The organism is Haliscomenobacter sp. (assembly GCF_040403615.1).
GTDB lineage: Bacteria > Bacteroidota > Bacteroidia > Chitinophagales > Saprospiraceae > Haliscomenobacter.
The window spans coordinates 22,119-43,229 of sequence record NZ_JBBAKG010000015.1 but is presented as its reverse complement, the minus strand read 5'-3'; the positions used below and the strand labels follow the sequence as shown (position 1 = coordinate 43,229).

Sequence of the window (21,111 nt, the reverse complement as noted above, 5' to 3'; positions counted from 1 at the left end):
CAGTTTTGGAAAAGAATAATGACAAGTTTGAAGCGAAGCAGATTGGCCAGTACAAATTTTCAGGATTCTGCGCATCAGCACATCGGCACATTAACCGATCAATCCGTCAACTTCAATACGTCCAAAAATGCCTTTTGGGGCACTTCTACGTTTCCGATCTGGCGCATCTTTTTCTTTCCTTCTTTCTGCTTTTCAAGCAATTTGCGCTTACGAGAGATGTCCCCACCATAACACTTGGCGGTTACGTCCTTGCGGAGGGCGGAAATGGTTTCGCGGGCGATGATTTTGGCACCCACCGCAGCCTGGATGGCAATCAGGAATTGCTGACGAGGCAGCAGTTCTTTGAGGCGGGTGCAGATTTTGCGGCCAAAAGCCTCTGCTTTGGTGCGGTGTACGAGAGCGGAAAGCGCATCCACATTTTCCCCATTCAGTTTGATGTCCAATTTCACCAAATCGGAAGCCCGGTATTCGATCATGGAATAATCGAAGGAAGCGTATCCCCGAGAAATGGATTTGAGGCGATCGTAAAAGTCGAAAACAATTTCCCCCAAAGGCATCTCAAAGGTCAATTCTACGCGATAAGTGGTGAGGTAAGTTTGACGGATCAGAATCCCCCGCTTTTCCATACAAAGGGTCATGATGGTCCCGATGTATTCCGGCTTGGTGATGATTTGTGCCCGGATGTAGGGTTCTTGTACCTCTTGCAAGTAGTTGGGATCGGGCAAATCCGTAGGCGTACGTACCGCAAATTGCTCGCCTTTAGTATTGGTCGCAAAGTAAGATACGTTGGGAACGGTGGTGATCACATCCATGTTGAACTCCCGGGAGAGGCGTTCTTGAATGATTTCAAGGTGCAACATGCCCAGGAATCCACAACGGAATCCAAAACCCAGGGCAACCGATGTTTCTGGTTCAAAAACTAGGGAAGCGTCGTTGAGTTGCAGTTTTTCCAAACTATCGCGGAGGTCTTCAAAATCATCGTTGTCGATAGGGAAGAGGCCTGCAAAAACCATCGGTTTTACGTCCTCAAAACCATGGATGCCTACTGAACAAGGCGTGAGCGCATTGGTGATGGTATCCCCGACTTTGATCTCACGCGATTCTTTGATGCCCGTGATGATGTAGCCTACATTGCCCGCTTCCAATACGGGTTGCGGAATCAGATTCATTTGCAAAATCCCCACTTCATCTGCATGGTATTCGTTTCCAGTATGGAAAAAGCGAATTTTTTCCCCTTTGGTCAAGCGGCCATTGAGGATGCGGAAATAGGCGATTACCCCACGGAAGGAGTTGAATACGGAGTCAAAAATCAAGGCTTGCAGCGGAGCTTCCGGATCACCTTTGGGGGCTGGAACACGGTCAACAACAGCATTCATGATTTCTTGAATACCCAAACCTGTCTTGCCAGAGGCCAGTAAAATGTCTTCTTTTTTGCAACCGATCAAATCGATAATCTGGTCAGATACCTCATCGATCATGGCACTTTCCATGTCAATTTTATTCAACACCGGGATGATCTCCAGGTCGTGCTCGATGGCCAGATACAGATTGGAAATAGTCTGAGCCTGAATGCCTTGGGAGGCGTCAACGAGCAAGAGTGCGCCTTCACAGGCGGCAATAGAACGAGATACTTCATAGGAAAAGTCAACGTGTCCCGGAGTATCGATCATATTGAAAGTGTACACCTCACCATCGGTATGTGGATAACTCATCTGAATGGCGTGGCTCTTGATGGTGATTCCACGTTCGCGTTCCAGATCCATGTTGTCCAAAGTCTGGGCAACCATGTTGCGCTTATCAATGGTTTTGGTGAATTCCAGCAAACGGTCAGACAAGGTACTTTTACCGTGATCGATATGGGCAATTACACAAAAATTTCGAATGTTCTTCATATTCCCTCAATATAGTACCTTCTCGAAACAAGTTTCGGGGTATTTGGATCACAAAGTTCTAAAAAAAAAAAATGGAAACCTATGCTTCCGAATTTCGGGGCAAAGGTAGGAATATTATTAAAAAAAAAGGTATAGCACTTTTATTGTCCTGTACCTCTAACAGCTATTGAATGGTTAAAGTAAGTCTCTTTGATGGAAATGAGCTTAATACGCACTTCGTTTTTTGGGTGCTGCCTGATTGACGATCTGCTCAAATATGGCAGCAGTGCTTAGTGCTTCACCGGTTGGAGCTTCATCCTCCTCTTCTTCGAGGGTAGCAGGGTGAACCAGCACACGGGGATTGCTGATGGCAAAATCAGCTTCGTTGTATTCATAAATTGACCATTCGCCCCATTTGAACTCCAGAGCGGTAAGGCTTTCAACCCAGTCACCAGAATTTAAGTAGGTTACTTGTTTGCCGTGGCGCTCCATGGTTTTGATTTGGGCGCGGTGAATGTGGCCGCATACAACAAAATCAAAGCCCTTCTCCGCAGCAAGATCAATGGCCTTTTCTTCAAAATCGTCGACAAACTTGATGGCCTCTTTGACGCTGTATTTGATCTTTTGGGAAAAAGACAAGCGAGGCAATCCGAAAAAAGCCCGCACTTTGTTGACCCAGCGGTTCAATAAGATCAAATAATCGTAGCCTTTGCCTCCTAATTTGGAAATGAATGGAGAATACTTGATAAAGAGATCGAAGATGTCTCCATGAAACATCCAGTAGGATTTTCCTTTGATTTGTAGCTCCAGGGTGTCGCGCAAGTGGATATTTCCAGACGAGAAGTTGGAATAGCGCCGCAACGCATCATCATGATTGCCCGTGATGTAGTATACTTGCGTTCCCTTGGCCGCCATGCGCAAAATGCGTTGGATGATTTGCAAGTGTTCTTGTGGAAAGTAGCTTTTGCGGAATTGCCACATGTCGATGAAATCACCGTTGAGTACCAATGCACCTACTTTGATGTTTTTCAAATAGGTCAGCAGTTCTTTGGCGTGGCAACCGTAGGTGCCCAGATGAATATCTGACAGTATTACAAGATCGAGTTCCCGTTTCATTGTATTATTAAGTGGCCGTCTATTGTATTTTTTGAATGGAGCAAAATTGTATGTTTAATATTAACTGAATGTGAATATTTGATTATGAAATGATTAATAATGATTAAAAAAAGAATAAGAAATCAACAGAGTTACTTATATGCACTTTTTGACGGATCTTTTCTTTCTGCCACCACAGCAATATTTCTTAACGAATGTTAACTTTGAGCTGTTTGGAAAAATAACCTAATTTTAACGGGACATAGTTCAGTGAATTTTCCTCGCTTTAGCCTTCATTTTCATGGCCATTAAACCTACCAAGCAACGGATCATCAACGCAGCGATCACATTGTACAATGTACAAGGGGTGAACAATACGACACTCAAGCATATCGCCGACAGCGTTGGCATGAGTGTTGGTAATCTTGCTTATCATTTTTCCAACCACGAACACATCATCGAGGAAGTGTACCGACAATTGGACCTGGAAAGGCAACAGATGTTCCAAAACATGCAAAACTCCCCTTCTTTTGAAAACATCAATTCGTTGATTGTACCCTTATTGAAACTGGCACAGAAGTACATTTTTATTCAATTAGATGGACCTCATATTTTGCGCAACTACCCGGATATTGCCGAATTTCAACGCCAGTTTTACGAAAATTCAATTATGTTCGTGAACGTAGTCATGCAACTCTCGGTAGAACTGGGCAACATTAAACCCGAACAGGTACCCAACCAATACCGCAGAATTGGGCATACCCTCTGGATGATCATGACTTTTTGGTGTGTGCAGCACGTTTTGCGCAAGCAAGATATGGCCGATATTGACTTTGAAGAAGCGCGGCAAACGGTTTGGAGTCTGTTAATGCCCCACCTGACACCCAAAGGGCTTTGTTTATTGCAGGAAATAACCGCCACGGCAGACAAGCTTTAACGCAAAAAAAATGAAAAGAATTTGTGTAATCGGAGCGGGTTGTTCGGGAATAACAACCCTTAAAAACCTGCTACAAGCAGGAGCGAATGAGGTAATTTGCTACGAGCAAAACAACCAAATCGGGGGCAATTGGGTGTATTCGCCAGCGGAATCTCACTCCAGTGTTTGTGAAACGACCCACATCATCAGTTCCAAAAAAATGTCGGAGTTTCAGGACTTTCCCATGCCTGAGGCATATCCAGATTATCCATCGCATGCCCAATTGTTGAGGTATTTTCAGGATTATGCAATGCATTTTGGTTTGTATCCCTACATTCGATTCAATACGCGCGTACTCAAAGCAGAAAAAACCAACGCTGAACGTTGGGTCATTAGCCTGGACAATGGCCAGCAAGAAATTTTTGATTATCTTCTGGTTGCCAATGGCCACCACAATGTACCCCGCCACCCTGAAGCTTTACCAGGTGAATTTACCGGAAAATACCTGCACGCACACAGTTACAAAACTGCTTCGCCGTTTCAACATGAAAAAGTGCTGGTGATCGGAGCGGGCAATTCGGGTTGCGATTGCGCAGTAGAAATAAGCAGAGTAGCTGACTTTGTAGCCATCAGCACCCGTGGGCCGCAATACATTGTTCCCAAGTTTTTTATGGGCAAACCCACCGATACCTTCAACGATCAAATGCAATGGATTCCCAAGCCGATTGCGAGTTTTTTGCGGCAATTGAGTTTGCGCATTCAGGTGGGGAAATACTCGGATTATGGACTCCCCGATCCAGCCTTTCCAGTGCTCAAGGCGCACCCTACCGTGAATTCAGAATTGCTGTACAAAATCCGCCATGGCAAGGTGCATCCCCGTCCCGCAATTACCAGCATGAAAGGCCGCAAAGTCACTTTTGCCAACGGCCTGGAAGAAGAATATGACACCATCCTGGCGGCTACGGGTTATAAAATCAGTACACCATTTTTTGCCTCGGATTTCATCAATTACGAAGAAGCCGATCGCGTTCCGCTTTACTTGCGCATGTTTCATGCCGAGCACCCTACGCTGGTTTTTATTGGTTTGTTTCAGCCGCAGGGGGCCATTTGGCCCTACAGTGACTTGCAGGCCAAACTGGCGGCCAATTACATCATGGGACGCTGGAGCTTGCCTCCTAACCTGGCCGAATTGGCCGAAAAAGATGCCAACCACATCGACCGAGAATTCACCAAGGCCAAACGACACACCATCGAGGTTCACGCCCATGAGTTTGAGCGGGCTTTAAAAAAACAAATCCCGGCTAAGGGGCGATAAAAAAATAAATGTTCATTTTGCCAAAGGATTAGATGAGTAAGCGATTCATTTTAAGTGCCTCAAATAATCCTTTGGCTCAAAAAAATGAACATTTATTTTTGCCCCACTACTAATGCACCGCAGTGGGCAACTACCTCGATTTACGCCTAGCACATTACCACCTCAATCCATCAACTCATGCTTCAACCCAATGTTTTTGATCAACAAGTAGCGCTGATAACTGGCGGCGGCAGCGGCATTGGTTATGCCATTGCAGTACAACTGCTCCAAGCTGGCGCCAGGGTATTCATTGCTGGCCGCAAGGAAGAAAAGCTGCAAAAAGCCCAGGAATCATTGAGCCTCCTGGGGCAATGCGATTACAAAGTCTGCGACATTCGGGATACCGAGCAAATCCGCAGTCTTGCCGCCTTTATCCAGGAAAAAGCAGGCCGTTTGGACATTCTGGTCAACAATGCTGGTGGCCAATTTCCTTCGCTCGCCGAAGACATGGCCGAAAAAGGCTGGAATGCCGTCATCAACAACAACCTGAACGGCACCTGGTACATGACACAGATCATGGCCAATGCTTTTTTTATTCCCCAAAAGCAGGGCACCATACTGAACATCATCGTCAACATTTACCGGGGCGTGCCGGGCATGGCGCATACGGGGGCAGCCCGGGCGGGAGTAGACAACCTCACCAAAACCCTGGCGGTAGAGTGGAGCAAATACAACATCCGCATCAATGCAGTAGCGCCGGGCATCATCCAATCTTCGGGTTTGGAAAACTACCCACCAGAAATGCTGAATGGCCTGGCGGAAACCATCCCCATGCGGCGCCTGGGCAGCACGGATGAAGTGGCCTGGTTGTGTGCATTTTTGGTGTCGCCCTATGCGGCGTACATCACCGGAGAGACCGTTTACGTGGACGGTGGACAAAGGCTGCATGGGCAGCAGTTTCAATTGTAAGGGGGAATTTTTTATAGAAAGATATACCTCAAAAAAATTGTTGTAAACCTTTGAGAAGTTTTTCAAAAAAACTAATATTGACAAGTCATGTAAAAAATCAGATCGTGTGAAAGATTTCAATAAAAAAATAGCCGTCATTACGGGTGCTGGTTCAGGGATGGGGCGCGAATTGGCCATCCAGTTGGCCGGCGCAGGCGCTACCGTGGTACTCAATGACTGGAATGAAGATACCTTAAATGATACCATCCAAATCATTGAGCAAAGCGGTGGTAAAGCTGGTGGGCGCGCCTTTAGCGTAGCCGACCGCACCGAAGTGTACAACTTTGCCCAGGAAACCGTGAATCGCTTTGGCGGAGTTGACATTGTGATCAACAACGCGGGCATCACTTTTTTGCAACAAAAAATCGAAAGTACGCCGTATGAGCTGTTTGAAAAAGTGATCAACATCAACATGTGGGGGGTGATTTACGGCTCGAAGGCATTCATCCCTTTTTTGAAAGAAAGACCTGAAGCAGCATTGGTCAATGTGTCCAGTATTTTTGGCATTGCGGCGTACCCCGATCAAGGGGCGTACGTGACAGCCAAGTTTGCAGTGCGCGGATTTACGGAGACTCTGCGGCAAGAATTGGCCAAAACCAGCGTCGCAGTGACTTGTGTACACCCCGGGGGCATCAAAACCAACATCGTGCGCAACATCGATACTTCCCAGCAAGATCGATTGGCCAAATTTTCGGATGTATTCGACCGCATGGCCAAAACCAGTTCTGCCGATGCCGCAACCCGCATCATCCAGGGCATTCAGCGCAAAGAAAAACGGGTATTGGTGGGCAAGGATGCCAAATTTATGGACAGGATTGCGCGGTTATTCCCAAGCAATTACGAGGATACGATCATGAAAGGATACAACATCGAAAAATTCAAGTAGAGGCAACCCTACGTGGTTGCCCCAAAAAACGCCATCCATGAAATGGAGGGCGGGGTTGACCGCGGAAAATTGGGCGACCCTTTGTGGTCGCCCCAACAGGGCGACCACAAAGGGTCGCCCCGACAAAAAAATGAAAACCACCACCCAAATAGACCTCGCTACCTTGTTCCAAAAGCAACAAGCGCATGCCCCTGAAATGGCCAATACCACCGCCAGCCAACGCATTGAGCGCCTCAACCAGCTCATTCGCTTCGTGGACGATGCCCAGGAAATGCAGGGCTTGAAAGACGCCATGTACCAGGATTTTAAGAAGGCCGAAGTTGAAGTCATGATTTCGGAAATCGCGGTAGTCAAGAGCCACGCCTTGCATGCCCGCCGCGAACTGCGCCGTTGGATGCGGCCTCAAAAAGTGGCAACGCCCATTTCATTGGTGGGGACGGTATCCTCCATTCACTACGAAGCCAAGGGCGTTTGCCTGATCATTTCGCCCTGGAACTACCCATTCAACCTGACTTTTTCACCATTGATCTATGCCATCGCGGCAGGAAATACGGTGATCATCAAACCTTCTGAGCTCACGCCGCATACCTCAGCTTACATGGCCAAGGCCATTGAGACGCTTTTTCCAAAAGAAGAAGTTGCCCTGGTAGAAGGCGATGCCTCGGTATCAACTGCCTTGTTGGAACTGCCTTTTGACCACATTTTTTTCACGGGAAGTCCGCAGATTGGCAAGGTAGTAATGGCTGCTGCTGCGAAAAATTTGGCTTCGGTTACCCTGGAACTGGGGGGCAAATCGCCGGCAATTGTGGATGCCTCCGCTTCAATTGGTACCTTGGCGTACAACATGGTCTGGGGAAAATGCCTCAACAATGGCCAAACCTGTATTGCACCCGATTACGCACTGGTAGAAGCCTCCAAATTTGACGATTTTGTCAAGGCCTTTGGTGCGGGGGTAGAACGGATGTATCCCAACTCCGCAAACCTCATTGAAAACCCCGACTATTGCCGCATTGTGAGTCCTCGGCATTACCAGCGCTTGCGGCGCTTGTATGAAGATGCCCTCGACAAAGGGGCAACAGAATTGCTTGGTGGAACTTGGAACGAGGCCGAGCGCTTTGTGCCGCCTACCTTGCTTGGCAACATCAGTGAAGACATGCTGATTATGGAGGAAGAGATTTTTGGGCCTTTGCTTCCGGTTATTCCGTATTCCAGCAAAGAAGAGGTGGTCAAGATCATTCGTCAGCGCCCTAAGCCACTTACCCTATACATCGGAGCTAAGGATCGACAATTTATTCGCTATATTTTAGACAATACTTCAGCCGGAGGTACGGTGCTCAATGATTACATGTTGGGGTATGGCAATCCAAACTTGCCTTTTGGCGGTGTCAACAACAGTGGAATTGGAAAATACATGGGTTTTCATGGATTTGTAGCTTTTTCCAATGAAAAATCCATCATTGAGCGCAAATTTGGCACCATCAGCATGTTGTTTCCGCCATACAATAAGCGGGTAAAAAGCATTGTGGAGTTGCTGCACAAAAGGTTGTTGTAGATTATTTCGCGCAGATTTTGCACAAACTAAAGCGCAGATTTGACGCAGAAAAAATCTGTGTAAATCTGCGCATCAATCTGTGTGAAATCTGCGTGAACCCTATTTTTTGCAAAATTTTAAATATCCGAAGCCTTACCGCTTGATGATGATCGCTCCAGGTTCAAACTTTTTGCGTACCTGGCTGAGCATTGAATTGAGTTCGGCGGTGGTGCTGTAATTAAATTGAACACCTACTTTGGTCAAATCACCAGCGCTGGTTTTATAAGGAGTGTAGCCAGCGGCAGAGATTTTCTGCACCAATTTGGCCACGTTTCCCTGGTCTTTGAATGAGCCAATGGCGATGATGCCGGTTTTGTCGCCCACTGGAGCTGGCTCAGGGGCTTTGGGGGTAATTGTTGGCTTCTCAATTACTTTAGGTACGGTCTTCGCAGGCGTAGTTTTTGTTTTGCTGGAAGGTTTGTTTTCCGCAACACTAGCATCTTCCTGGTATTTTCCATCGTCTACAATAGCGCCTTGCTTGTTGCTGGTGAGTGGCTGGCGTTGTTCTTTGGGCAGTTCCTCAGGAGGGAAATCGTTTTTGTATTGCTCATCTGAAAGAGAAGGAGGAGACACATTGACCAGGTTATCCTGGTTGCTGGTTGATTCATCTAATGGCTTTCTGATGAATAGGAACAGCACAATGACAATGGCGATCGTTGCCACAATACCCACGATGAGGACATTGTCTCTTAGCCAGTTGTTGATCAGGATGCCCAGCGGAACCGCCGAGGATTGAGTGGTGTTTGTAGTTTGATTTTCAACTACTACAGGCTCAATTTCTGGTTCTGGTTTGGCGATAGGATAGGCTTTTACTTCTGGCAAACCATGTGATTCTGCATTGAAATTGGTAGCATCGGGAAGAAACTGCAAATTTTGTTCAAAATCGCGGTACAATCTTCCCAGGCTGAGGAACGACACAATCTCTCTGCGCTCCAGTGCTTCCCGAATCTGGTGTATGTAGTCTTCCACCAGTTTAGTGGCAGTATCAAAGGTGACGCCATAGGTTTTACCAATGGTATCGATCAGAAGCCCATCGTCCATTCTCAGGTTGTCATCGAAGGTAATGGTTTTTGCTGGCGGCGAAACTGTACCAGTTACCTGATCAACCTGGGCTGATTTGTAAGCGCCCACAAACGAACCCAATCCGGGCAAAGATACTACATCATGCTCGTGCAATAAATCCACGATATGCTTGCTAATGTCAATTTCCATAATCGCATTTGGCTTAATAATGGCTAAATGTACAAAAAAAGACTGACATAAGATTATTTGTGTTGTTTTAGTCACCGATTTTTTTAAACAAACCGCTGTGGAGCTTTAGGTTTAAAATATTTCTGATAAGATTTGGCATTTTAGCATTCAAGTTTTACATTTGAATTGCCTTTCAAAATAGATCTTTTACACCACCTTTCCTTTTTATCATTTTTCCTCTTTTACATCTTGCTGAGCACCCGCTAAAGCACATTCATGATCAATTGGCGTATGGTTCCTATGCCAAGACTGCTATTGCCATTGGCAATGGGCATTGGCTTGGGCGATTGGTGTTCACGATCCATTTGCCTCAGCGGCAAAATGTTGTGGATTTTTCTGGGGATTCTTTTGTTGCTTTTTTTGACGATGTCGATGCGTCAAAGTTTTCGGGGCAGGGCCTGGTTTGGTACTGGTATTTTTTTGGTATTGTTTGGGATGGGGATTTTGCGGATTCAGCAGAATCAGTTTTGGCAAACCCCGAAACATTTTTCCCAACAAGGCTTGAGTGATACCCTTGGCATTTGGGGCAAAATTTTGGATACCCGCCCTGGCCCAAACAGCTTTCGAGTTGTGTTGAAAGTAAAAGCAATTCAAAAGCCGAAAAAGCAATGGCAAGAATCAGATGGAAAACTCATGGTTTACCTCAAAGTGGAGAAGCATCAGCGCTTGCCCCAGCTCGGTCAACACCTTTATGTAAGTGGTATCGTCGACGAGACCAAGCCTTTGCTCAATCCGGATGCATTTGATTACAAAGCGTATTTGACCCGGCAAGGCATTTATCATCAAGCATTTGCCCCACCTGATGGCTGGCGCATCGATTCCATGCATACCGCTTTGCCGCTCACCCTTAGATTGCAAAAATTCTGCTTGTATGCTTTGCAAAAATACCTTCCAGCAGGAGATACCTATGCGGTAGGCGCAGCTTTGATCATGGGCGAACGCAGCCGATTGTCGCAGGAAGTCAAGCAGGCTTACAGCAACAGCGGTGCGGTGCATGTGCTGTCGGTATCGGGGCTGCACGTAGGCGTACTGGCGATTGTATTGCGCTGGATTTTCAGTTGGGTGTCGTTGGGGAAGGCTGCGAAAAAAATTAGCCTGGGGCTTGAATTGATCAGCATCTGGCTGTTTACCTTGCTGACTGGGGCTGCACCGGCTACCCTGCGAGCCGCAGTCATGTTTTCTTTGATCATTGGTTCAAGGGCATTGGTGCGGCAGTACAACATTTGGAACATTCTGGCTGCTTCAGCCTTCGCGTTGTTGTGTTGGCAACCGAATTTATTGTGGGACATCGGCTTTCAGCTTTCTTTTTTGGCACTTGGAGGCATCGTTGGTTTCCAGCCCTGGATTTATGAGCGTTGGACTGCTCCCAATGCGGTGCTGGATTACATTTGGAAATTGACTAGCGTTGGCATTGCGGCTCAACTCAGTACCGGGCCATTGAGCATCTATTATTTTCATCAATTTCCGGTATTTTTCTGGTTGTCGGGCTTGGTGGCGGTACCGCTTTCGGGGCTAGTTTTGGTGTTGGGGTTGATCTTGTTTGTACTGGAATCCATGCATTTACCAGCAAGCTGGGTTGGCAAAATCCTGGCTTTTTTCATTGAATGGCTCAATCGTTTGATAACGGCAATTCAGGAACTTCCTTATGCAGTTGCCAGTGGTTTTTGGTGGGAAACCGTGGCTACCCTTGGAATGTATGCCATCTTGGTGCTGTTGTGTATTGCGCTGTATCGCCGAAAGTTGAGCTGGATGAATGCGGCATTGAGCTTGCTTCTGATTTGGGGCCTGGCGCATTGGCCCAACATTTTCAAATCCCAAAAACAACGACAGCTCATCTGTTACCACGTCCCCAAAGCATCGGTGATGGATATCGTGCAAGGCCGATCGGCGCTCGTATTCTCCAATGCCGATACCATTCCCGAAACCATGGCTGCTCAAAACCACCGCTATCGTTTGTTGCTCAAAACCTGGCACAAAGTAGAGTGGGGGACTAGCCTGCAATGGGGAACAAGCCTGCAAGCCAATCAAAACTTATTGATCTGGGGAAGGCTCAAAATTGGCCTTTGCGATGGCGCTACAGCTACTCAAGCGCCGTCGGATTGTGATTTTCTTTTGCTGCGCAACAATCCGCGAATCTATCCCGAAGACTTGCCAAAGGGTTTGAAAAAAATCATTGTGGATGGCTCCAACCGATTTGGTACAAGGCGTTGGGTGCGCAATATGGCCAAGGAAAAAGGAATTCCCCTACACGATACCGCTGAAGAAGGAGCCTGGATCTTAAACTAATCATGTATCAAAAACCACTTACGATGAAAAATATTCTCGACTTTTTTTATTACACCAAATCTGAGCGGAAGGCATGCACGATGCTGATTTTGCTGTGTACGCTCACCTTTTTACTTCCAAAATGGCTCGATGTTTCTCCAGAAATGAAATTGAGTATCCTGGGAAATGCGCCAAAGCCAGTGCAGGCTACCTTCTTCAAAAGCTCAAACAAGCCGAGGTTTTTTAAAAAATACAAGCGCTTCCAACCTTATTCACGGAAACGGGAAAAGCCCATTCGTCTTTTCCCATTTGACCCTAATAAAGTCACGGAAACTGAACTCATGGAATTGGGACTCTCCGCGCGCACAGCTGCAATTTGGATGAAATTCACCAGCAAAGGCGGGCATTTTCGGAAGCCGGAAGATGTCCAAAAAGTATTTGGATTGCCACACGATTGGTATCCGAAAGTGGAGGGTTACATCCAAATTGAATCCTCTAATGCTAATGGGGATGGAACTTTTGAAAAAGAAAAAAGTACCTATCCATATTTCTCAACGGAGAGACCTGCTCGCAAAGCCTTCAAACCCTGTACGCCGATTGATGTCAATGCTGCGGATACTTCTGAATGGCAATCGTTGCGTGGAATTGGTAAGGTATTGGCTTCGCGGATTGTCAAGTTTCGGGATAAACTGGGGGGATTTTATGCGCTTGAACAAATTCGGGAGACTTATGGATTGGCGGATTCTACTTTTCAAAAAATTATGCCTTGTCTTGAATTGGGAAACCCAGTGCTTAAGCCATTGCTGATTAATCAGGCTTCATTGAATGAGTTGGCTAGTCATCCTTACATTGGTTTTAAAGCAGCACGTGGTATTTTGAATTGGAAAGACCAGCATGGCGCCTTTACCAAACCCGAGGATCTGGCAGAAGTAGTGGCTCTGGAATCGGCTAAGTTGGAGCGCTTGCGGCCTTATCTGCGGTTTTAATTTTTTTCACCACCTGAGGCACCTAAGACTTAGGTGAGTCTTAAGTGGCTGAGGTGCCTTAGGTGGTGGAAAAAAGCAGCAGCGAAGCTGCCTCCATACTGAGATTTTGACCCGCCTTTACCAAACCTTAATCTCTTTTTCGCTTACAGTTTACAGATAGTATCCACCTTTGACGAATTGATTTCAAAATGCGCGGCTATGAGATACCCTTTGATTTTTTTATGTTGGTTGTTTTTGCTTTGTAGCCAAGGATTTGGCCAAAATGGTTTTGATTCGAATTATCGGTTATTGCACAGCTCCAGCTATATTCAGGACAAAAACTTTTACCTGTTTACCCTTTTGGAAAAGGTACCTTCGGCAAGATTGACCATAGAAAAAGATGAGGTTTTGCAGGGAGTGCTCAATGCCCAAAAGAAACGCATTCAAGAGGGGTTGTCGCAGTGCGATACATCGGTTTCATGTTGGATCAATGCCTTCAATACCAACCCGGAGGAGCAAAAATTGATTGGGCAACGATTGGGCGAATTGTGTAAAAAGGAAAAGTCGATTCAGGCGCTGGTTCAACAACACCTTCGGCCTTCCGGCGCTTTTATGAAATACGCGGAAAAGTCTGATGTGGAAATGCTCCAGTCTGCCTGGACTGAGGCTTGTGGCGGAATTCAGTACATCCTCAACAGTTACGCCTTGGGCAAACGTGGGCGTTACGCTTCTATAGATTCGGCAAGTTATGCAGCGAAAAGCCTGATGTACAAACGGTATTTGATGGTTGCCGGGCATTTCCTGGCAGAAAAAACTACAAGCTGGACGCTTTTTCACCAACCCGCTACCTTGTACGCTTTAACGCTGATGGATATGAACAATCGGGACGAAGCGGCCCGTCATGAACCCATGGAAGCTTTGGAAAACCATAAAGCACTGGAGTATATCCCCAACATTGAATGGTCAAAATATCCTTATTCCGTAATTTTGCAACCGGGACATGGTCCCGACATTGCAGATGTACCCTTGAGCCCAATGGGAAAATTTCGGGTACAACTGGTGGCAGATCGTTTTCACAAAGGAATGGCGCCCTTGATTATTCTCTCAGGAGGATATGTACATCCTTTTCAAACGCCATATGCAGAGGCTACGGAAATGAAAAAAGCGCTCATGGAACAATACGGTGTACCCGAAAGAGCCATCATTATTGACCCTCATGCCAGGCATACCACCACCAACTTTCGCAATGGTGCCCGACTCATTTTTCGCTATGGTATCCCTGCCGATAAGATGGCTTTGTGTACCTCTACCATGGATCAAATCGTGTACATCACCGATCCGAAATACCGTTTTAAAGAGCGCAATATGCTAGAATTGGGGTATTTGCCCTATGAGCTTTTTGCGAAAATTTCCAGCCACGACGTTGAATTTAAACCCAAAATTATTTCTTTGCATCTCGATCCATTGGATCCATTGGATCCCTGATGCTGAGATGGATAAAAATTCAGAGGTATGATTCCTTACAATCGCCGTTTTTTTTTAGAAAAACTGTTGCGGTTTGGCGCAGGATTTACTGGATTGGTAATGCTCAATGGCTGCACGGCTGAGTATGTATCCAGACAGCCCATTTGTGAAGAAGGGCCCTTTCTTAAGTTGTTGCCTCCTGATGCAGGGTTAACCCTGTACGGTGGAGACGAGCATTCCATTCGTTGGGTGGCAGGCTGTGTTGATTTTGTGCGGATCGAATTTTCGCGCAACAATGGAATAAATTGGGTTGCCATTGCCGAAAAAGCAAGGGCGGCAGCAGGCCAATTCAGCTGGGAAGTACCTCAAATCTCTAGCGATTTAACTTTGTTTAGATTGGTGGAAATCAGCAGCAACAAGGTGCTGGCCATTTCGGATGCACCCATGGTTTTGATTCCCAAACTGCTGTTGGTACTTAAAAATCATCCCGAACTGGGGAAAGTAGGAGGGACACTCACTTTGGATCGACCTGCTTTTGGCCAATTTTCGATTGTACGCACTGGAGAAGCCACTTTTAAAGTGCTGAATCTAAACTGTACGCACAGTGGTTGTCCGGTAGACCCTGAAAACAATGGCGAATCCTGGCTTTGCCCATGTCATGGGAGTCAATTTTCAAAATTGGGTTGTGTATTGCGCGGGCCAGCCCGTAGGCCATTGTCGGTTTATGACCATAAATTTGACGCAAACTCCGGACAGTTGATTGTTTACAACATTCTCAGCGAACCAAGTTCTTGTTGAAAATGAATAAAAATACATGTACGAATTTACCAAGATATGCATCTATGAGCTTGCAATTATTGAATCGATAACAAAACCCTAACCTTCTTTTTACTTTCACTTAATACTACAATCGGATCTTCGCACAGTTAGATCATTCTATATTATCCAATCATTTCAATTTCTCTCAACATGAAGAAATTAGTACTTTCCTTGCTGCTTTGCAGCATGGTGGCAGTAGTAGCTTCTGCTCAAAAGCTGTTTCCTGAAGAACTACAAATGCCAGCAAACTACGTTCCTACAGAGGCGTTGCTACCACCTTCACCTCTGAAGTTACAAGTGTTGTTTATTGGCGGACACGACATCGTACAAACGCCAGCTACCAATGGCTTCCCGGCAGGTCGAGCCATCGCTAAAGAATGGCATGACTTTATTGGGATAACACCGGACAAATCAGGCGAATCGCTAGGCTGGATCTCCATCAACCACGAAACCGTTTACCGCGATGATTACCAAGGTGACGGTGGGGGTATGACGACCTTCCGCTTAAAGCGCAATACGACAACCGACTTATTGGAAATCGTTCCACAAACCTTGGCTGATGGTCGTAAAGGTGACTTCTTTTCCGTCGATTTTGCCAACACGGTTGGCGAGACAGGCATGAACTGCGGGGGCATCTCTGCGCTTGATGGCCGCATCTGGACTGCCGAAGAATGGTTCAGAAATAGAAACGCGGACATTTACAACGCACAAAACGTAAATTCAAAAACAGCTCCGGCAGAACGCCGCATCCTTCCCGCATTGGTAGGAACCAGTACATTGAATCAGGGAGTACGTGATACTGCTGACTTTACCATCAAAACCGACCTGCCCGGTATCTTCAATGGCAAAAAGATTAAAAAATACCAAAACTTCAACTGGATGGTAGAAATCGATCCCATCCAAGCTAAAGCCATCCGCAAGCAGTACAACTGGGGCCGTCAGCCATTTGAAGGCGGTGCCATTGCCAAAGACAACAAAACTGTTTACTTTGGACCGGACGAAACGCCAGGTTACTGGGGTAAGTTTGAAGCTGAGGTAGCAGGCGATTTTTCTAAAGGAAAATTGTACGTCTACAAGCACGACCTGAAAGGGTACAAGTGGGTTGAAGTAAACCAGGCGGATTCTGCAACTATGTTCAACCACCACAACCAGGTTGCAAAATTGGCTCCAACTATGTATGCCCGTATCGAGTGGGTAGCCATCGATTACAAAACTGGAATCGTTTACTGGACTGAAACAGGTAACGACCAAGTTGGTACCGGTTTTGCTGCGGGCGCTGCCAGAGGTGCTGTTGCTGATCCTTACCACGTAGCACGTGCTACAGCGCAAGGCCGCACTACGCCTAACGCGACTGGGTATACTGATTATTATGGCCGCGTATGGGCTTACGATCCAGTAAGAGACACCAACTATGTATACATTGAAGGTGGCCCGGAATTTGCAACTTCTGCTGGTCAAGCTATTGCTGATTATCCCAAAAAGCATTTGACCAACCCAGACGGGTTGTCCGTAATGACTATTGATGGCAAGTCTTTTTTGGTTATCCAAGAAGACCTAAATGGGGTCACGTACAATCGTGTTCCTGCCGGAGTAGCCAACCCAACCTGTGAAGTGTATTTGTTGGATCTGTCTATCAAAAAGCCAACTATAGACAATTTGATTCGCCTTACTGCGGTTCCTCGTGGTGCTGAGGTTACTGGTGCGATTCAAACGCCTGATGGGAAATCTTTGTTGATCAACTCTCAGCACCCCAATGTAGCAAACCCATTTCCTTGGAACCACTCGTTGACTTTTGCCATCCATGGGTTTGACAAATTGAAAGTAACGGCCCTACAAGAGCCAACCATCGAGAAAGTAGGTTTTAAGGTTTATCCTAATCCAACCACTCGCATGGTATACTTCAACAAAACGACTGATATTGCCATCTACAACGTAGAAGGCAAGCGTATGCGTGTAGAACGCAACACCAATCAGGTGGACGTTAGCGATTTGGTAACTGGCATCTATTTCGTACAAACTGCCGAAGGTGATGTAGCCAAATTGATGGTTCAACAATAATTGTTTTCGTTTTTCGAGACCTGGAGGTGGCCCCTAATTTATACGAGGTGGCCACCTCTCTCATTTTTTTCCTTTTTATTTCTTGCCAATAATTAGATAACTCCATGAAAAAACTCTTTGTCGTCCTGCCATTGTTTGTATTGCTGGCATCGGTATCGCACTGGACTCCTTTTGAAGATCAAGATCCTCAACTTGCGCTGTCTACTGTATACAACCAATTCAAGGTTGGGCTGGAGACTTTTTATTTGCGGTCACAGCAATTGAATGAAGCCTGCGATCAGTTTCAACTTAAAAAAATCACCCTTCAAGAATTGCAGCGAACCCACTTGGATACTCGCCTTGCCTTCAAATCTGTAGAATTTTTATTGGAATACAATGACCGAGAGTTGGTCAAGAAAACCCTCAATGGGCCACCCTTACCCAGCCTGTTGCCCAACATGCCAAAAATTGTGGTGCTTGAGCCCATAGGATTGCAAGTATTGGATGATTTGCTTTTTGTAGAAGAAGCCGATCTTGAAATAGCTAAAGTTGACAGTTTAGCTGAGCTACTGCATGAAGAATTGAAAAAGATTAAGTCCTATCAATTGGGCATTCCGCTCCAGCATCGCTTTGTTTTTGAAGCTTCCCGGCTAGAAATCAACCGGGTTTTTACCTTGGGTTTAACGGGTTTTGATACCCCTGGATCAGCAAACGCCATCCCTGAAGCAAGGGCAGCTTTAAATGCGGTGAGTCGCGCTATAGCTGCATATTACCCCTTATTGGAGGAGAAAAAACCGGAATTGGTGATTTCGCTGAAAGACCTCTTCTCGGCTTCAATTCAATACTTGGCACAAAACGACAATTTTGAAACCTTTGATCGCCTGCATTTTCTCAAAACCTACTTGAATCCCCTGTACCAAAAACTTTACCTGGCCCACCGGGCTTTGGGAATTGAGTTGAATACCGAGACAACCTACATGACTCAGGCAGTTAATTATACAGCACAAAATATTTTTGATCCAAACCTGTTGAATCCCATTCATTTCGGCAATGCTGGAGGGCTTCAACTGGATTCCAAAAAAATAGAATTGGGTCGCCTACTGTTTTTTGATCCTATCCTTTCTTCCAGCAATAAAATGGCCTGCGCCTCCTGCCATCAGCCCGAGCGGGCATTTACAGATGGTTTGGCGCGCAGCAAGGCGGCTGATGGGGCACATTTTATTTTGCGCAATGCACCAACACTGATCAATGCCGTTTTTGCCAAAGGTTATTTCTACGACTTGCGCGAACAACGCCTGGACCGACAAATCAAACATGTGACCTTGAGCAAAGACGAATTCAATACCGATTTTTTGGAGATGGAAGCCAAATTGAATCAAAGCGCGGAGTACCGACGCTTGTTTGCGGAGGCATTTCCGGAATTGGGGCAGCGTTCCATTGCGCAATGGAGCATATCCAGTGCCTTGGGCCAATACATTTCCAACTTGGTGGGATTCAACAGTCCTTTTGATCAATACGTGCGTTCCGAAAAAACAACTTACCCGGTTGCTGCCGCGCGCGGCTTCAATCTATTTATGGGAAAAGCAGTTTGTGGAACTTGCCATTTTGCGCCTACATTTAGCGGATTGACTCCCCCCAATTACCAGGATTCTGAATCAGAAGTGATTGGAGTACCCGCTACCAACGACAAGCAAAACCCACAAGTTGACCCCGATCTGGGCCGCTATGCGAATCATCGGCCTGAGGATGAAGCCTACTTTTACCAATATTCCTTCAAAACCGTGACGGTGCGCAATGTGGCCCTTACCGCTCCTTACATGCACAATGGGGTGTACAAAACCCTGGAGGAAGTGATGGATTTTTACAATTTGGGCGGCGGACAAGGCCTGGGCATCAAAATCCCCCATCAAACCTTGCCCTTTGACAATTTGCAACTCAAAAAGCGGGAAATCAAAGACATCATTGCCTTTATGCAAACGCTAACGGATACAACCGGCCTGACCCGAAAACCAGCGTTTTTGCCTAAATTTGAAGCAAAACCGGAATGGAATCAACGAAAATTGGGTGGGGAGTAATAAACCAGAAGGCATGAAATATTGGTATTTTGTAGTATTGATGGGCAGTTTTTTTGCTTTTGTTGCAGCCTGTAAAAATGACAAACGCGAGGATTCTAAGTCGATAAAAGCACTGGCCTCGGAAGGGGAGCGGCTCGCCAAAATCCGCTGCGGGGTATGTCATGCTTTTCCTGAACCTGCCCTCCTTCCTCAAGAAACCTGGAAACAATACATTTTGCCCCGCATGGGTTACATGCTGGGGATTTTCCCTGACGATACCACGCGCAATAGCCTGATTGAAAAAGGAATCGGGGCAGAAAAAGTATTGGCAGCGGGCATTTTTCCAGAGAAACCGCAAATTTCAGCCCAGGATTGGGCCGCAATCCAAGCTTTTTACCTCGATCAGGCACCCCACGATTTTCCTCCTTATGAAATAGCTCCGGTGCAAGCCGGATTGGCTCAATTCAGCGTACGCGTACCAGAGTACCGCCTTTCGCCACCCAGTTCTACGATGGTACACATCCCCAAAACGGGAGGCTTGTATTTGGGTGATGCCAATAGCAAGGCCATGTACCTCTTTGACAAAAACTTGCAATTGCAAAAAGCGGCCAATGTGAAAGAAGGCGCGGTAGACATTGCCGAAATGGACGATCGATTGCTGATCACCGTCATGGGGTCGTTTTCGCCGACGGATGCAAACAGCGGTTTTGTGTTTCAATTGCCAACCAGCCCAAAATTACAACCGCTGGTACTGATGGACGGACTGCAACGACCCGTACACACCGCCTGGGGAGATCTGAATGGTGATCAAAGACTGGATGCGGTAATCTGTGAGTTTTCAAAGTATACGGGTACCCTGGGGTGGTGGGAACAACAAGTAGACGGGAAATTTCAAAAGCATCTTTTGGGCAATAGACCCGGCGCCACCTGTAGTTACCTGCGGGATGTGAACAAGGATGGCCAAATGGACATAGTCGCGTTGTTTGGACAAGGGGACGAGGGCATCTATACCTACTACAACGAAGGACAAGGCAAATTTAAAGAAGTGCGTACCCTGCGTTTTCCTGCCTCCTACGGCTCCAGTTTTTTTGCACTATATGACTTTAATGGGGATGGGCACGAAGACATCCTCTACACCTGCGGAGACAATGCCGATTACTCGCCCATTTTAAAGCCCTACCACGGCATCCGCATATTTACCAACGATGGCAAAAACAACTTCAAGCAGACCTGGTTTTACCCCTTGCACGGCGCATACAAAGCCCTTCCAGTGGATTTTGATCGGGATGGAGACATTGACCTTGCAGCCATTTCTTTTTTCCCAGACTTTGGCAAAGCACTTCCCAGCGGGTTTGTTTACCTTGAAAATACCGGGAAGATGCAATTCAAAAGCATGACTTTCCCCGAAGTCGGGCTGGGGCGCTGGATCACGATGGATAGCGGTGATTTTGACCTGGATGGAGATGTTGACCTCGCTCTAGGATCCCTGGCTTTTGAAGTGATTCCCGATCGGGGTGAGATCGGGCGCTGGGTTCAAAAAGGGATTCCTTTTGTTATGCTTGAAAACAAGGCCATCCAAAAGTAAACTAGTGTTT

General features: G+C 46.4%; 15 protein-coding genes. 12 read left to right on the top strand and 3 right to left on the bottom strand.

The window, feature by feature from the left end; genetic code table 11:
• Window positions 1-98: 98 nt before the first annotated feature.
• Both lepA and ABW391_RS07085 read right to left on the bottom strand, forming a co-directional pair.
• Window positions 99-1,892, bottom strand: coding sequence for a translation elongation factor 4 (lepA, locus tag ABW391_RS07090; protein ID WP_353481146.1), 1,794 nt, complete (start codon window positions 1,890-1,892; stop codon window positions 99-101).
• Between the two features lie 204 nt (window positions 1,893-2,096).
• Window positions 2,097-2,987, bottom strand: a complete 891-nt coding sequence (locus ABW391_RS07085) for a UDP-2,3-diacylglucosamine diphosphatase (RefSeq protein ID WP_353481145.1) — start codon at window positions 2,985-2,987, stop codon at window positions 2,097-2,099.
• A 280-nt stretch (window positions 2,988-3,267) separates the two neighbouring features.
• On the opposite strand from ABW391_RS07085, the gene ABW391_RS07080 reads away from it, so the two are divergent.
• From ABW391_RS07080 to ABW391_RS07060, 5 genes are all read left to right on the top strand, one after another.
• A complete protein-coding gene (locus tag ABW391_RS07080) occupies window positions 3,268-3,903 on the top strand; it encodes a TetR/AcrR family transcriptional regulator (protein ID WP_353481144.1) in 636 nt (211 codons plus the stop codon).
• A gap of 10 nt (window positions 3,904-3,913) precedes the next feature.
• Window positions 3,914-5,197, top strand: coding sequence for a flavin-containing monooxygenase (locus ABW391_RS07075; RefSeq protein ID WP_353481143.1), 1,284 nt, complete (start codon window positions 3,914-3,916; stop codon window positions 5,195-5,197).
• A gap of 177 nt (window positions 5,198-5,374) precedes the next feature.
• A complete protein-coding gene (locus ABW391_RS07070; protein WP_353481142.1) occupies window positions 5,375-6,145 on the top strand; it encodes an SDR family oxidoreductase in 771 nt (256 codons plus the stop codon).
• Between the two features lie 106 nt (window positions 6,146-6,251).
• On the top strand, window positions 6,252-7,070 hold the full coding sequence (locus ABW391_RS07065) for an SDR family NAD(P)-dependent oxidoreductase (protein WP_353481141.1): 819 nt from the start codon (window positions 6,252-6,254) through the stop codon (window positions 7,068-7,070).
• 130 nt (window positions 7,071-7,200) lie between these two features.
• Window positions 7,201-8,622 carry an aldehyde dehydrogenase family protein gene (locus ABW391_RS07060; RefSeq protein ID WP_353481140.1) on the top strand — a complete coding sequence of 474 codons (1,422 nt, stop codon included), beginning with the start codon at window positions 7,201-7,203 and terminating at the stop codon, window positions 8,620-8,622.
• Window positions 8,623-8,754: 132 nt separating this feature from the next.
• On the opposite strand, the gene ABW391_RS07055 is transcribed toward ABW391_RS07060, so the two are convergent.
• Complete coding sequence (locus ABW391_RS07055) at window positions 8,755-9,873, bottom strand: HU domain-containing protein (RefSeq protein WP_353481139.1); 1,119 nt, start codon at window positions 9,871-9,873, stop codon at window positions 8,755-8,757.
• A 279-nt stretch (window positions 9,874-10,152) separates the two neighbouring features.
• Here ABW391_RS07055 and ABW391_RS07050 point away from each other — a divergent pair, with 279 nt between their 5' ends.
• The 7 genes from ABW391_RS07050 to ABW391_RS07020 all read left to right on the top strand — a co-directional run bounded on the left by ABW391_RS07050 (window position 10,153) and on the right by ABW391_RS07020 (window position 21,101).
• Window positions 10,153-12,198, top strand: a complete 2,046-nt coding sequence (locus ABW391_RS07050) for a ComEC/Rec2 family competence protein (RefSeq protein WP_353481138.1) — start codon at window positions 10,153-10,155, stop codon at window positions 12,196-12,198.
• A gap of 23 nt (window positions 12,199-12,221) precedes the next feature.
• Window positions 12,222-13,163, top strand: coding sequence for a ComEA family DNA-binding protein (locus tag ABW391_RS07045; RefSeq protein ID WP_353481137.1), 942 nt, complete (start codon window positions 12,222-12,224; stop codon window positions 13,161-13,163).
• 198 nt (window positions 13,164-13,361) lie between these two features.
• Window positions 13,362-14,627, top strand: a complete 1,266-nt coding sequence (locus ABW391_RS07040) for a YdcF family protein (protein ID WP_353481136.1) — start codon at window positions 13,362-13,364, stop codon at window positions 14,625-14,627.
• Between the two features lie 27 nt (window positions 14,628-14,654).
• The gene (locus ABW391_RS07035) at window positions 14,655-15,404 is read left to right on the top strand and encodes a QcrA and Rieske domain-containing protein (protein WP_353481135.1); all 750 of its coding nucleotides are present in this window, start codon (window positions 14,655-14,657) and stop codon (window positions 15,402-15,404) included.
• A gap of 171 nt (window positions 15,405-15,575) precedes the next feature.
• A complete protein-coding gene (locus ABW391_RS07030) occupies window positions 15,576-17,483 on the top strand; it encodes an alkaline phosphatase PhoX (protein ID WP_353481134.1) in 1,908 nt (635 codons plus the stop codon).
• Window positions 17,484-17,587: 104 nt separating this feature from the next.
• Window positions 17,588-19,537 carry a cytochrome-c peroxidase gene (locus tag ABW391_RS07025; RefSeq protein ID WP_353481133.1) on the top strand — a complete coding sequence of 650 codons (1,950 nt, stop codon included), beginning with the start codon at window positions 17,588-17,590 and terminating at the stop codon, window positions 19,535-19,537.
• A gap of 13 nt (window positions 19,538-19,550) precedes the next feature.
• A complete protein-coding gene (locus tag ABW391_RS07020; RefSeq protein ID WP_353481132.1) occupies window positions 19,551-21,101 on the top strand; it encodes an FG-GAP repeat domain-containing protein in 1,551 nt (516 codons plus the stop codon).
• Window positions 21,102-21,111 lie beyond the last annotated feature (10 nt).

Excerpts from the sequence above, each read along its gene's own strand:
- lepA (WP_353481146.1), bottom strand. The coding sequence starts at position 1,892 with ATGAAGAACATTCGAAATTTTTGTGTAATTGCCCATATCGATCACGGT.
- ABW391_RS07085 (WP_353481145.1), bottom strand. The coding sequence starts at position 2,987 with ATGAAACGGGAACTCGATCTTGTAATACTGTCAGATATTCATCTGGGC.
- ABW391_RS07080 (WP_353481144.1), top strand. The coding sequence starts at position 3,268 with ATGGCCATTAAACCTACCAAGCAACGGATCATCAACGCAGCGATCACA.
- ABW391_RS07075 (WP_353481143.1), top strand. The coding sequence starts at position 3,914 with ATGAAAAGAATTTGTGTAATCGGAGCGGGTTGTTCGGGAATAACAACC.
- ABW391_RS07070 (WP_353481142.1), top strand. The coding sequence starts at position 5,375 with ATGCTTCAACCCAATGTTTTTGATCAACAAGTAGCGCTGATAACTGGC.
- ABW391_RS07060 (WP_353481140.1), top strand. The coding sequence starts at position 7,201 with ATGAAAACCACCACCCAAATAGACCTCGCTACCTTGTTCCAAAAGCAA.
- ABW391_RS07055 (WP_353481139.1), bottom strand. The coding sequence starts at position 9,873 with ATGGAAATTGACATTAGCAAGCATATCGTGGATTTATTGCACGAGCAT.
- ABW391_RS07050 (WP_353481138.1), top strand. The coding sequence starts at position 10,153 with ATGCCAAGACTGCTATTGCCATTGGCAATGGGCATTGGCTTGGGCGAT.
- ABW391_RS07045 (WP_353481137.1), top strand. The coding sequence starts at position 12,222 with ATGAAAAATATTCTCGACTTTTTTTATTACACCAAATCTGAGCGGAAG.
- ABW391_RS07040 (WP_353481136.1), top strand. The coding sequence starts at position 13,362 with ATGAGATACCCTTTGATTTTTTTATGTTGGTTGTTTTTGCTTTGTAGC.
- ABW391_RS07035 (WP_353481135.1), top strand. The coding sequence starts at position 14,655 with ATGATTCCTTACAATCGCCGTTTTTTTTTAGAAAAACTGTTGCGGTTT.
- ABW391_RS07030 (WP_353481134.1), top strand. The coding sequence starts at position 15,576 with ATGAAGAAATTAGTACTTTCCTTGCTGCTTTGCAGCATGGTGGCAGTA.
- ABW391_RS07025 (WP_353481133.1), top strand. The coding sequence starts at position 17,588 with ATGAAAAAACTCTTTGTCGTCCTGCCATTGTTTGTATTGCTGGCATCG.
- ABW391_RS07020 (WP_353481132.1), top strand. The coding sequence starts at position 19,551 with ATGAAATATTGGTATTTTGTAGTATTGATGGGCAGTTTTTTTGCTTTT.